Source organism: Methanohalophilus euhalobius, assembly GCF_900215215.1.
Taxonomy (GTDB): Archaea; Halobacteriota; Methanosarcinia; order Methanosarcinales; family Methanosarcinaceae; genus Methanohalophilus; species Methanohalophilus euhalobius.
Genome location: NZ_OBDR01000001.1, coordinates 368,389 through 381,392 on the forward strand (window position 1 = coordinate 368,389; position 13,004 = coordinate 381,392).

At 42.0% G+C, this 13,004-nt stretch carries 10 protein-coding genes and 3 tRNA genes; 10 read left to right on the forward strand and 3 right to left on the reverse strand.

Annotated features, from left to right (window positions below):
• The first annotated feature begins 45 nt into the window (after nt 1–45).
• From tnpB to CP947_RS01925, 4 genes are all read left to right on the forward strand, one after another.
• Nucleotides 46–1,158 (forward strand): IS200/IS605 family element RNA-guided endonuclease TnpB, encoded by a 1,113-nt coding sequence (tnpB, locus tag CP947_RS01910; RefSeq protein WP_096711556.1) that lies wholly within the window; start codon nt 46–48, stop codon nt 1,156–1,158.
• A gap of 97 nt (nt 1,159–1,255) precedes the next feature.
• Nucleotides 1,256–1,711, forward strand: coding sequence for a DNA polymerase ligase N-terminal domain-containing protein (locus CP947_RS01915; protein ID WP_096711557.1), 456 nt, complete (start codon nt 1,256–1,258; stop codon nt 1,709–1,711).
• A gap of 127 nt (nt 1,712–1,838) precedes the next feature.
• Nucleotides 1,839–3,764, forward strand: coding sequence for a hydantoinase/oxoprolinase family protein (locus CP947_RS01920; RefSeq protein ID WP_096711558.1), 1,926 nt, complete (start codon nt 1,839–1,841; stop codon nt 3,762–3,764).
• 90 nt (nt 3,765–3,854) lie between these two features.
• The gene (locus tag CP947_RS01925) at nt 3,855–6,644 is read left to right on the forward strand and encodes a DEAD/DEAH box helicase (RefSeq protein ID WP_096711626.1); all 2,790 of its coding nucleotides are present in this window, start codon (nt 3,855–3,857) and stop codon (nt 6,642–6,644) included.
• 259 nt (nt 6,645–6,903) lie between these two features.
• Here CP947_RS01925 and CP947_RS01930 read toward each other — a convergent pair.
• The 3 genes from CP947_RS01930 to CP947_RS01940 all read right to left on the reverse strand — a co-directional run bounded on the left by CP947_RS01930 (nt 6,904) and on the right by CP947_RS01940 (nt 7,194).
• A tRNA-Gly gene (locus CP947_RS01930) sits at nt 6,904–6,975 on the reverse strand.
• Between the two features lie 11 nt (nt 6,976–6,986).
• A tRNA-Phe gene (locus CP947_RS01935) sits at nt 6,987–7,063 on the reverse strand.
• A gap of 57 nt (nt 7,064–7,120) precedes the next feature.
• Nucleotides 7,121–7,194: transfer RNA gene (locus tag CP947_RS01940), tRNA-Val, on the reverse strand.
• A gap of 309 nt (nt 7,195–7,503) precedes the next feature.
• On the opposite strand from CP947_RS01940, the gene mbhE reads away from it, so the two are divergent.
• The 6 genes from mbhE to CP947_RS01970 are packed head-to-tail and all read left to right on the forward strand — an operon-like array spanning nt 7,504 to nt 12,994.
• Nucleotides 7,504–9,873, forward strand: coding sequence for a hydrogen gas-evolving membrane-bound hydrogenase subunit E (gene mbhE, locus CP947_RS01945; RefSeq protein ID WP_096711559.1), 2,370 nt, complete (start codon nt 7,504–7,506; stop codon nt 9,871–9,873).
• Nucleotides 9,870–10,286 carry a monovalent cation/H+ antiporter subunit B gene (locus tag CP947_RS01950; RefSeq protein ID WP_096711560.1) on the forward strand — a complete coding sequence of 139 codons (417 nt, stop codon included), beginning with the start codon at nt 9,870–9,872 and terminating at the stop codon, nt 10,284–10,286. Before mbhE ends, CP947_RS01950 begins: the two co-directional genes overlap by 4 nt.
• Nucleotides 10,283–10,702, forward strand: a complete 420-nt coding sequence (locus CP947_RS01955) for an NADH-quinone oxidoreductase subunit K (RefSeq protein WP_096711561.1) — start codon at nt 10,283–10,285, stop codon at nt 10,700–10,702. The genes CP947_RS01950 and CP947_RS01955 overlap by 4 nt, the downstream gene beginning before the upstream one ends.
• Entirely contained in the window at nt 10,699–12,237 is a 1,539-nt protein-coding gene (locus tag CP947_RS01960) for a proton-conducting transporter transmembrane domain-containing protein (protein WP_096711562.1), read from the forward strand. The genes CP947_RS01955 and CP947_RS01960 overlap by 4 nt, the downstream gene beginning before the upstream one ends.
• On the forward strand, nt 12,234–12,728 hold the full coding sequence (locus CP947_RS01965; RefSeq protein ID WP_096711563.1) for a Na+/H+ antiporter subunit E: 495 nt from the start codon (nt 12,234–12,236) through the stop codon (nt 12,726–12,728). Before CP947_RS01960 ends, CP947_RS01965 begins: the two co-directional genes overlap by 4 nt.
• The gene (locus CP947_RS01970) at nt 12,725–12,994 is read left to right on the forward strand and encodes a cation:proton antiporter (protein ID WP_096711564.1); all 270 of its coding nucleotides are present in this window, start codon (nt 12,725–12,727) and stop codon (nt 12,992–12,994) included. The genes CP947_RS01965 and CP947_RS01970 overlap by 4 nt, the downstream gene beginning before the upstream one ends.
• The last annotated feature ends 10 nt before the right edge of the window (nt 12,995–13,004 follow it).

The window sequence follows — 13,004 nt, forward strand, 5'->3', positions numbered from 1 at the left end:
TTTGGCACAAAGTATAAATAGTGTCAAGTGCATAGGTGGATATATATGTTGAAAGCCTACAAATATAGAATGTATCCAACAAAACAGCAAGAAGAAATGTTTAGCAAGCATTTTGGTTGTGTGAGGGTAATCTATAATTGGGCCTTAGAACAAAAAATTAAATCCTATGAGCAAGACGGAAAAGCAATTTCCAGATTTACATTGAATAAAACAATTCCAACATTGTATAAAGATATGGAATGGCTGAAAGAAGTCAATTCACAATCTTTACGTGGAGCTACTCTTAATCTGGATAATGCTTTTACCAGGTTTTTCCGTGAGAAAACGGGTTTTCCCAAATTTAAATCAAAGAAAAATCCAGTACAATCATTTTCTGTTCCACAATATTATAAAGTGGATTTTGAGACGAATAAAGTCAAACTTCCCAAAATTGGATGGATTAAAACTAAGTTGCACAGGCACTTTGATGGTAACTTGAAAACCGCAACAGTATCAAAAACATCGTCTGGTAAATATTTCATCAGCATTCTTGTAGATGATGGTAAAGAATTACCTGATAAACAGGATTTTGATGAAAATAGTGCGGTTGGTATTGATGTTGGTATCAAAGATTTTGCCATCATGTCTAACGGTGAAAAAATAGATAACCCCAGGCATCTTAATAATTCAGTGAAAAGACTGAAGGTATTACAAAAGCGTCTCTCACGAAAACAAAGAGGTTCAAAAAATAGAGATAAAGCAAAACAGCAGATAGCCAAACTTCATGAGAAAATAGCAAATCAGAGAAATGATTTTCAGCATAAATTAACTTCCAGATTAATTAGCGAAAACCAAGCTATTGCACTGGAAACATTAACCGTATCTGGAATGTTGAAAAATCATAAACTTGCACAATCCATTAGTGATGTATCATGGAGTTCTTTTGTAACCAAATTGGAATATAAAGCAGAATGGTATGGGAAAAGCATATTGAGAATTGGACAATTTGAACCATCCACGAAAATATGCAATGTCTGTGGGTATCATAACAACAACATTACACTTGTAGAAAGACAATGGCAATGTCCTGATTGTGGTGCATCCCATGACAGAGATGTCAATGCTGCAATTAATATTAAGAAGTTTGCTTTAAATAAACAGAATTTGATAGGTATTTGAAGCACCGTAGGAACTACGGGGAGAGCCTGTGGAGTTGTTTTCAATGGGAAGGGCTATGAAGCAGGAAGCCACCCTATTCAGAGGGTGGTAGTTCACGCTGGAAGAATACAGGAAAAAAAGAGATTCTAACAGGACATCTGAACCTGAAGCCAAAGAGACTTCCAGATCCGATGAGCCTATTTTTGTAATACAGAAACATGATGCCAGCAATCTGCATTATGATCTCAGGCTAGAGATTGATGGCGTACTGAAAAGCTGGGCAGTTCCCAAACAACCTCCAAAAAAAGCCGGAATCAAGAGACTTGCCATACAGACGGAAGACCACCCAATGGAATATGCCGATTTTGAGGGAGAAATACCTGAAGGACAATACGGAGCCGGCAAAGTTGAAATATGGGACAGGGGAAACTACAAAGCAATAAAGATTGAAGACAAGGAAATCATCGTCACACTAAAAGGAAAACAATTGACTGGCGACTATGTTCTTATTAAGACGAAGTACGGCAAGAACGATAAGGGCTGGTTATTTTTCAAGAAGAAAGCAGATAACTGAATCCGGGTATCCCATACAAATAATCATAAAATACACCCATCCCGGCTATAAAAACGCATTGAACCCTGAAGTTAAATACAAAAGCATTTATACCAACCGGAAAATCTCGTTTTGGAGTGAAAGGAAAATGCAATACAGTCTGGGAATTGATGCTGGCGGAACGTACACAGATGCAGTTTTTATCCGTAACCGGGATGGGAAAGTCGTAGACTGGGCTAAATCCCTTACTACCTATCCGGACCTCATTATGGGCATACATAACGTCCTGGAATTGTTGAACCGGGAATATATGGAAAACATAAACCTGGTGTCCGTATCCACAACACTTTCCACAAATACCCTTCTGGAAAAAACCGGTGCATCCGCCTCCCTAATCCTGATCGGTGACCATCCCCTGGAAAGAGAACTTGCTGCAGAGAATTATGTATTCATAGCCGGAGGACACGACCAAAACGGTGAAGAGTCGACACCCCTGGACATGAAAAAAGTGGAAGAATATATCAAAGAAGTTCAAGGCAGGGTTTCGGTATTCGCAGTTTCTGCCTATTTTGGAACCCGTAATCCGGAACATGAACTTAAAGTAAAGGATAAAATCCTCGAACTTACCGGCAAACCGGTTGTATGCGGCCATGAACTTTCCCAGGAACTCGGAGCCTATGAACGAGCTGTCACTGCCCTCCTCAATGCCCAGCTTATTCCTGTTACTACAAAATTCATCCGGTCAGTCATCCATGAAATCGAAAAACTCGGAATAAAGGAAAAAATGCTGATGTTGCGTTGTGATGGATCTGTGGTCAATATAGAGGATGCTCTGCATCGGCCAATCGAAACTATTTTTTCCGGACCTGCAGCAAGTCTTGTGGGTGCTTCATACCTAGCAAACCTGGATACATGTGCCGTTATGGATGTTGGAGGCACAAGCACCGATGTTTCTGCTATCTACAAAGGACTACCGGAGTTAAAAGCAGAAGGGGCTACAGTTGGTGGCTGGAAAACAAGGGTCAAAGCAATCGACATGGAAACTTCTGCTATGGGAGGAGACAGTCACATCTGGGTTACTAAAAAGAGCATAAATATCGGACCCAGAAGAGTAATACCTCTATGTATGGCTGCTACACATCACCCACAACTTATGGAAATCCTGAGCGAACAGGCACCTACTTTCCGTGTAATGGAAAATGAAAATTTCCAGCCAACCCGCTTTTTTATAAAGAATCAATCGGACCACCAGCATATTGATCCACAAGAGAAAGAAATCCTGGACTTACTGGGTGAACAGCCGGTTTCCATACAGACTATTTCTCATCAACTAAATGGGATACCTTCTGCCAATGTACTGGATTCCCTGATACAGAAAAGAATTGTCCAGGCAATAGGATTCACTCCGACAGATGCCCTGCATGTACTGGGAGATTATACGGAGTGGAATGCAGAAGCTTCTGAAAAAGGGGCAGAGATGCTTTCAAAACTTCTCAGGAAGAACAAGATAGAGTTTTGTAAAAATATCAAAGAAATGTTTGCAAAAAATATGTCAAAAGAACTTATTCACTTCCTGCTGCCGGATGTTGATGAAAAAGTGATCACGGACATACTTAACGGCAAATATCCGGCACGTTTGAATCTGGATATTCCTGTAGCCCTGGTTGGGGGACCTGTTAAGGCTTACGTGGATGAAATACAAAAAATATTGATCGCAGACATAAAGGTACCTGAAAATTTTGAAGTTGGTAATGCGGTAGGAGCACTTATGGGAAAAGGGATCAAACGCGTGGATATTATGATCCGGCCACATTCCCTGCAACGGCCCGAAGAGAATTTTCTTGTATTTGCACCCGGGCAAAGAAAGCAGTTCAAGAAATATGTGGATGCCCTGGATTTTGCAAGAAAAACCGGAGAGAGTATTGTTAAAGGATACATGAACAAATGCCGTATAGATTCTGAGAGGGTGAAAATCACGTTTGAAAAGAAAACTGTGGTCCCGGATGGCTGGCATCACCCACCAATGGAAACACGCCTGATAGTGATGGGTGTAGGTACCCCAAACATCGGATAAACATAAGAATAAACAATCCTCTATACGACCCCAACAAGTTTGCCGTCAGGATATACACATTTATTCAGGGGCATGGAAGAGGAAAAAACAATGGATATCGAAAAAATACTTTCCAAAATAACATCATCCAGGGGCTACGAAGGGCAAATCGTACACAGTGAATCCATAAAAGAAAGACAGGGAAAGTATGATAATGTTGATATCAAGCCATTGCTCAGGTTTGCCCTGCATGAAAGAGGAATTAAAAGACTATATTCCCATCAGACAGAAGCCATTGAGAAGATCAGAAGTGGTAAAAACATCGTACTGGCAACCAGTACGGCCAGCGGAAAATCCCTGGCATATACAATACCTGTTTTTGAAGAAATAATGGACCATCCTGCCTCTACTGTCCTTTATATATCACCTCTAAATGCCCTTGCCAATGATCAGTATTCAAATTTTGTGAAATTGAGAGATATACTGGGTGAAAGGATTGACATTGGCCGTTTTGTAGGGCCGTCCTCTAAAGAAGAGAGATGGCAGGCAAAAGCCGATGCAAATATTATTTTTACCAATCCCGAAATGCTGCATATGAGTGTACTGGGCTGGAAACAGCAGTGGTACAGAGTATTATCCAACCTGAAATACATAATCCTCGATGAAAGCCATTATTACACCGGAGTCACCGGCAGCAACATGGCAAATCTTTTGCGCCGGCTGCAGAGAATATGCGATCACTACGGATCCAATCCCCAATACATATGCTGCAGCGCCACCATTGGCAATCCCGGCAAACATGCATGCAACCTGACTGGAAAAAACATGGAGGTCATTGACAGGGATGGTTCAGGCAGGGGAGCACAGAAGTTTGTATTCTGGAACCCGCCGGCATACTATAACAAAAAGGGTTACTTCCTGCGCAAAAGCAGTTTTGCAGATTCAAACCGGTTGTTTACCACATTAATACAGGAAGGATTGCAAACTATTCTTTTTACCCGTTCCCGCCAGAAAATGGAGAGAATGTACCTCCAATCAAAAAAGGAACTGCAAAACCGGGGGTTGAAAGAAAGGATCGCCCCTTATCGCGGTGGATATAGTCCAGAAGACAGGATTCTCATAGAAAAACAATTGCAGAATGGTACTCTTAAAGGCGTCCTTTCAACAAATGCCTTAGAACTCGGAATTGATATCGGAGGACTCGATGGTTGTATCCTTGATGAATTTCCCGGCACTATAATGAGCACCCGACAGCAGGCCGGAAGGGCCGGCAGAGGAGAGAACGAAAGCATGGTGGTACTTGTGGCCGGCCAGAATGCCCTGGACCAATATTACATGCGCAATCCAGAGAAATTTTTTGCAAAATCCTGCGAAGATGCTGTCATTAATCCTGAAAATACCTACATACAAACGGGACATATACTGTGTGCAGCAAAAGAATTACCCCTGCAACAGGAGGACGAGAAGTATTTCGGTAGCGGAATACGGGATGTTATTGGAGTCCTGAAGGAAGAAAAATTGCTTGCAGAAAATGAAAAGGGTACAATCTGTCTTGATAACCATCCCCATGGACAGGTGAACATAAGGGGAGCCGGTAGGAACGGATATTGCCTTATAGATACCACAGGTGGCAAGAGGAAGATTATTGAAAAAGACCTGGAACGCTCAATGGCTTTCAGGGAAGCATTTGAAGGAGCCATCTATATCCATATGGGAAATCCCTATGTTGTGCAAATGATGAACCACAGCAAGAAAGAAATCCTTGTTGAGAAAGGTAAAGCTGATTATTATACCAAACCAATGGTTGCTTCCGAGATATTCCTGAGGGAAAAGTACGAAGAAAAAAAACCCGGGAAACTGGACGATATTACCGTCGGTTTGGGAAGGGTCGAAGTTGTCGAACAGGTGACAGGTTTCCGGAGAATACGGCACGGATCGGATGAAGAGATGGGCAGGAAGGAAATAGAAATGCCCCCTTCATCCCTTGAAACCGAAAGTTTGTGGATAGACCTGCCTGCAGGCTATGAGGAGATGGTGAGTAAACAGAAGCGGGATTTTGCCGGTGGCCTGCATGCAATTGAACATGCAATGATAGCAATGTATCCGGTACATCTGCTTGCAGATCGCAACGATGTCGCAGGAGTATCCACGCCATCACATGGAGACCTGGAGGGAAGAAGCGGGATATTCATCTATGATGGTCATGAAGGAGGTGTTGGTTTTGCAGAGAACGGTTTTGACAAAATTGAAGAAATGCTTGATGTTACCTTAAAAGCAATCAAGGGATGCCCCTGTGAAGAGGGATGTCCTTCATGTATCCAGTCCCCGAAATGTGGCAATAACAATGAGCCACTGGATAAACATGCAGCTATAATGATAATGCATGAAATACTTGGATTGGAGAAATACATACCACCTGCAAAGAAGGAAAGAAAAACCGTCTCAAAATCGCAGGGCAAACTTTCTACAAATAATACAAGCAACACAGATGCATTAAACCGTGCCCGAAGTAAATTGCGGAATAAGAAAAAAGCGAGTGTTGAAGAACTGATAATACAGGGCCAGGAATGCAGGACAGACCACAAAAAAGCCTATGAATTGTTCAGCAAAGCACTGGAGATGGAACCGTCCAACAAGAATGCCCTGTTTAACAAAGGAGTGGCCTGTATACAGCTTGGCAAATATTCACAGGCAAACAGGTGTTTTGATACCCTTGTGCAGCAAGGCATGAACAAACCGGTAATCTGGGAAATGAAGGGGCGGGCTTTTCATGGAATGTGCAATTACGGTATGGCCATACAGATGTACAAACAGGCACTTGGATTGCATCCAAAAGATAAAGATGATATAAAGCGGATTCAGGAGTTGCTTGGGAAGGCACGAAAGAGCGTAAATGGCTGATAATGGGGATCTCGAACATTATTTTATCATCTGGCTATTTATGCATATAAAAATTTATATCATTCACCTTTATATTTTTAGTAGATAGTCATTCACCCTGAAGTATATTTTTATCCGTGGATAAATGACTTGATAGCAAAATCCTGGTATACAACTTCAAAAAGTATACTAAAATACATTATAGTAGAAAAAATTACACCCGGTAATTTGAAGGACGATATATCAAATAAGGCCAAAGGATAAAAGAAAAAAATAGTTATACATCAGCCGGGATTCGAACCCGGGTTCGAGCGTTGGCAACGCCCGGTGATAACCACTACACTACTGATGTTCATACTGAATTGGTGCCCAGACCCGGACTCGAACCGGGGACGACTGCCTCTTCAGGGCAGCGCTCTCCCAAACTGAGCTACCTGGGCATTGGGAGCACCACATACATGCGGTTTTTTTATTTAAGTATATCGCAATTTCGGAAGTGGGCCCGCTGAGAGTCGAACTCAGGATCCCCGCCATGTCAAGGCGATGTCATAACCTACTAGACCACGGGCCCATTCTGTTTATCAGACATCTACAAAAACGCAGACGCCCTGTACCTCAGGGCCACCCTGAAGCACTCTCCCTATACAGATTAAACCTATATATATTTTGTTGCCCCCTAGAGAGGTATATGTAAAGAAGACAGCGCCGCCAGGCCATAAAATCTGACAAAGCAAAATGAATAATGATTAAGAACCGCGGTCTGACTTGAACAAATAACAAACGAAGAAGAACAATAGATAAATATGATCAAATGGACTTAATAAAAATATTTATTGATCATGAACAACAGTTATATATTGGAATTTAATTAAGGAGAGACATGGACTCCTTTACGGTAATCATACTGGCTATATTTTTACCCTTTGCCGCGGCGATATTCATACCGCTGCTGGAAAAGTTCCTGAAGCACAGGATCGGTTGGTTTGCAGCAGGAATTGCCTTCCTGAGCTTTGCATTAATAGGTATAGTAGCTCCCGAAATAATTCATGGACATATAATACAACATTCAATTGAGTGGATGCCAAGCATCGGTGCAGAATTCAGCATTTATGCCGATGGACTGGCTATGATGATCGGATTCATAGCATCCGGTATCGGTGTAATTATAATGTCCTATTCCAATGGGTACATGTCCCACAAGGAAGACCTCCCCCGTTATTACCAGTACTTGCTCTTATTCATGGGGTCCATGATCGGTATGGTCTTTGCAGGGAATACACTCCAGCTCTTCATATTCTGGGAACTTACCAGTATCACATCATTCATGCTTATCGGTTATTGGAGAGATAAACCCGCTTCCATCTACGGAGCCACAAAATCCCTGCTGCTCACAGCAGGTGGCGGTCTTTTCATGCTGGCAGGATTTATCCTGCTACATACTATTACAGGTTCCTATGATATCGCTACTATTCTCCAGAACCCCGCGATGATTGAAAACATCAAAGCTCATCCTTTCTTCTTAATAACACTGATACTTATCCTGATAGGTGCAGCTGCCAAATCCGCACAGGGGCCCTTTTACATATGGCTTCCAAATGCAATGGAGGCTCCCACACCAGTCAGTGCTTTTTTGCATTCAGCAACAATGGTTAAGGCCGGAATATATCTGGTAGCCAGGATACACCCCATATTTTCAGGTACAGAAGCCTGGTTTATCTTAGTAAGTGGAATTGGCATATTCACAATGCTGCTTGCGGGATTTTTGGCATTCCGCCAGACAGACATCAAAGCAATCCTGGCATATTCAACTATCAGCCAGCTGGCATACATGATGACAATGTATGGTTACACATCCTACCACGAACCCGGTTTAGGAGTGGCAGCAGCAACTTTCCATCTTCTCAATCACGCAACTTTCAAAGCGTGTCTTTTCCTGGTAGCAGGCATTGTTGCACACGAAGCAGCCACCCGGGACATACGCAAACTCGGTGGTTTGCGAAAAGACATGCCTATTACCTTTATCATTGCATCCATAGCAGCCCTTGCAATGGCAGGAATTCCACCTCTCAATGGTTTCCTTAGTAAGGAAATGTTCTATGAAACCTCAGTTGAGATGGGACATATTCTCGGAGGACCGTTCACATTCCTGATACCGGCAGCAGCAGTACTGGGAGGTGTGTTTACCTTTGCTTATTCCATCAAACTTATCGACGGGATATTCCTGGGGGAAAAACACCATGATCTCCTGCCCGAGCATATACATGAACCACCGTATACAATGCTTATTCCTGCAGCATTCCTTGCAGGTCTTGTCATCCTGTTTGGCCTTGTCCCTTCGATTCCGATCCATAATATAATTGAACCCGCAACCGCAGGAATCGTGCTCGAGGAAGTACATCTGCATGTCAAACTCTGGCATGGTCTTACACCGGCCCTTCTCATGACAGTAATCACTTTCATAGCAGGCCTGACAATTTACACACGCTATGATAGTATAGCGGCCTGGCAGGATAGGTTTAATGTAAAATACCCCCGGGTAAGTGTGAACTATTACTATGACAGGATTGTTGATGGAGCAAAGGGAAGTGCAAAAGGATTTGCCAATTTTGCCCAGCCCGGTAGCATAAAGCTCTACATCTATGCTATATTATTTTTAATGGTCATACTGTTTGCCATACCAGCATTCATGATGGCAACACAGGTGTTCCCTGCCAACCTTAATTTTGATATTCCCCTTTACGAGGCACTGATACTGATCCTCATGATCATCGCAGCAATTGCAGCAGCAACCCTTCACAGATACCTGGCTGCTGTCATCGCACTTTCGGCGGTTGGGTACTTTGTCAGTCTGGTATTTATATATCTCAAAGCACCCGATCTTGCTCTTACACAGGTGCTTGTGGAAACCCTCTCCACAATAATATTCCTGCTTGTAATAGCAAAGATTCCCCAGACATTCAAGGAAAAAATACCAAAAACCATTCTGGCAAGGGATTTAGTAATTTCATCTGCTGTCGCAGTTACAGTGCTGATCTTGCTTCTCAATGCAACCCAAGGTATTGTTTCACCCTTTGAATCGCTTTCCTATTATTTCCTGGAAAACAGTGTTCCACTTGCAGGAGGGCATAATGTTGTAAATGTAATCCTTGTAGATTTCCGTGGTTATGATACGTTGGGAGAAATTTCAGTGTTATGTCTGGCAGCCCTGGGAGTCTATAACTTAATACACAGCAGAGGTGAAGGAAAATGACAACATTAATTACAAAAACAATTACCAAGATCTGCATTCCCCTTGTTATCCTGTTCTCAATATCCCTCTTACTTGCAGGACATAATAATCCGGGGGGAGGATTTATAGGAGGCGTAATGTTTGCTTCGGTAATCTCCCTGACCTATGTTGTTTTTGGTTTGAAATATATCAAATCCTTCTTTAACCCTTCATGGGATAAATGGTTCGGTTTTGGATTACTTCTTTCTTCACTAACTGCTTTTGGGGCAATTGTATATGGACATAATTTCTTTAGGAGTTTAATCAAATTTGTAGAGATACCACTTTACGGTGAAATAGAGTTGGTATCAGCTGCTCTTTTTGATATTGGTGTATATTTTGTCGTAATCGGCACTTTGCTATACATATTCAAAAACGTGGGTGAAGACGAATGAACAATACAATATTATCAATAACAATAGCCCTTATATTTGGAATTGGGACATTTTTAATCCTACGCAGGGATATCATAAAAATCATCATCGGCTTGTCCCTCATCTCTCATGCAGTAAATATGCTAATAGTTTCAACCGGAGTATTTGATGGTGAAAAAGCTCCTATAATAGCAGAGGGCTATCATGGTTCTGGCAGCGGGATAATTTTTACAGATAAATTATCTGAAGGTATACTTGCACCAATAGTGCCTCCTGGAACGGAAACCCCTTTCGTAGACCCCCTTGTCCAGGCTCTTGTGTTAACAGCTATTGTAATCAGCCTTGCGACTACTGCATTTATACTTATACTGGCCTACCGCATCCATGAAGAATACGGTACCACCGATGTAAAGAAACTCAGGAGGCTGAGGGGATGAATATTCAGGAACACCTCCCAATACTACTGGTTGCAATACCCATACTTATGTCAGCATTAATGATAATGTTGCGTTCCAGACCAACTTTCCAGAAGACCCTCAACATAATTGTATCAGCTTCCATATTATTGATGAGTATTATTCTCCTCTTGCAAGTATGGAACAGCGGAATACTGGTTTACGAAGTTGGGGAATGGGGTAAATATGGAATAATACTCGTTGCCGACCTGCTGGGCTCCGGGATGGTTGTATTGAGTTCAGGGATATCCCTGCTTGCGCTTATATATTCCCTGGATTACATCGAAGGCAAGTCCCTGAACACAACATATCATTCTCTTTTTAACTTGCTTGTTGCAGGCTTAAATGGAACATTCCTCACAGGGGACATTTTCAATATGTTTGTGTTTTTCGAAATACTGCTGCTTTCATCATGCGGACTGGTAGTAGCTTCGGAAAACGGAGGTGTCACTACAATTTCCGATAAAATGGAGGCGACATTCAAGTATCTCATCTTGAATATGATCGGTTCAATGGTAATGCTGATTGCAGTCGCTTCTCTATATGCAACAATGGGAACCCTGAATATGGCAGACCTTTCAGTGAAAATATCCGCACTGAGTGATGCAGGAACTATGCCCTGGCATATCTATTTCATTGCTTTATTATTTCTCATCGTTTTTGGTAATAAGGCAGCCATATTCCCTCTTCATTACTGGCTGCCGGATGTCCACCCGACAGCCCCATCACCCATAAGTGCCATGCTTAGCGGTGTTATGATCAAGGTGGGAGCATACGGAATTCTCCGGGTATATTTCCTGGTCTTTAAAGATGCACTGTTTTTACTAAAACCAATTATTATCCTGCTTGCATTGATCACCATAGCAATAGGGGCCATTGCTGCTGTCGGCCAGAAAGATGTCAAACGCCTCCTTGCCTATTCCAGTGTCAGCCAGATAGGTTATGTTTTCCTGGGGATTGGAATGGGAACAGCTTATGCCCTTGCAGCTTCTTTGGTATATCTTGTTAATCATGCAATTGCCAAATCCATGCTTTTCCTGACATCCGGAGGGATTATTCACCATGCCAAAACAAGGGATATGCATCATATGGGAGGAATGGTCAAAAGTGCACCTCTAATGAGTAGCATGTTCCTTATAGGAGCGATGTCCATTGCAGGAATGCCGCCACTGGGAGGTTTTATAGCAAAATTTGTCCTTTTTGACGCGGCTATGTTGGGAGAATATTATTTGCCAGTGCTTATAGGATTTGCATTCGCAGTTTTTACAATATTCTACATGTTCAGGGCATGGTTACTCATGTTCTGGGGTGAAGCAAGGGATTTTGAAAAATATGGCCCTTATTCATCACATGGGCCTTCACCAATGATAACAGTACCAATAATTATACTTGCAGCAGCTGTACTCATCCTTGGTGTGTATTCAGAACCATTGATATCCCTTTCAAGTGAGATTGCAAATCAGCTTCTTAATCCGCAACCATACATTAACGCAGTCCTGGGAGGGAGCGTAAGATGAAAAGATATGTTCTGTATTCAATTGCACTTGGTTTTGTCTGGTGTTTTGTTCACGGTGTCGTAAACCTGAGCAATTTCCTCATAGGTGCCATGATCGGACCATTCCTGATCAGGCCATTTAAGGAACTCTATAATTTCGGAGAGGAAATTTCATACAGGGATAAATTAAACCGCATACCAAAACAGATACATTATCTCTCCATACTCATAGTTGAGATTGTAAAGGCAAGTATTGTTGTAGCAAAAATCGTACTGCAACCAAAAATCGATATAAAACCCGGAATTATAGCAGTTCCCATCAGGGCAAAAACAGATGTTGGTATTACAGCTATCGCAAACACCATCACCCTGACGCCCGGGACCCTTACTATTGATATATCTAATGACAAATCTACATTGTATGTACACTGTATCGACATCGACGATGCAAAAAAAATACGTGATTCTATAAGGGACGATCTGGAAGAATATGTACTGGAGGCCTTCGAATGAACACAATCCATTTGCTTGACATAGCGCTTGTATTTATGGTATTATCAATTATTCCCTGTATCTACAGGATTATCAAAGGTCCTACAATTCCAGACAGAGTAATCGCGGTGGATGCCCTTACAACAGTAATTGCGGTTATGCTGGGTGTTTATTCTTTTGTCCATGAATCTGTGTTTTTTATGGATGTAGCTCTTGTGATTTCTATTATAACCTTTGTTGGAACTGTCACAATCGCAAAATATCTGGATGAGGGAGTGGTATTCTGAATAACATAAC

Excerpts from the sequence above, each read along its gene's own strand:
- CP947_RS01920 (WP_096711558.1), top strand. The coding sequence starts at position 1,839 with ATGCAATACAGTCTGGGAATTGATGCTGGCGGAACGTACACAGATGCA.
- CP947_RS01950 (WP_096711560.1), top strand. The coding sequence starts at position 9,870 with ATGACAACATTAATTACAAAAACAATTACCAAGATCTGCATTCCCCTT.
- tnpB (WP_096711556.1), top strand. The coding sequence starts at position 46 with ATGTTGAAAGCCTACAAATATAGAATGTATCCAACAAAACAGCAAGAA.
- CP947_RS01955 (WP_096711561.1), top strand. The coding sequence starts at position 10,283 with ATGAACAATACAATATTATCAATAACAATAGCCCTTATATTTGGAATT.
- CP947_RS01970 (WP_096711564.1), top strand. The coding sequence starts at position 12,725 with ATGAACACAATCCATTTGCTTGACATAGCGCTTGTATTTATGGTATTA.
- CP947_RS01965 (WP_096711563.1), top strand. The coding sequence starts at position 12,234 with ATGAAAAGATATGTTCTGTATTCAATTGCACTTGGTTTTGTCTGGTGT.
- mbhE (WP_096711559.1), top strand. The coding sequence starts at position 7,504 with ATGGACTCCTTTACGGTAATCATACTGGCTATATTTTTACCCTTTGCC.
- CP947_RS01960 (WP_096711562.1), top strand. The coding sequence starts at position 10,699 with ATGAATATTCAGGAACACCTCCCAATACTACTGGTTGCAATACCCATA.
- CP947_RS01925 (WP_096711626.1), top strand. The coding sequence starts at position 3,855 with ATGGATATCGAAAAAATACTTTCCAAAATAACATCATCCAGGGGCTAC.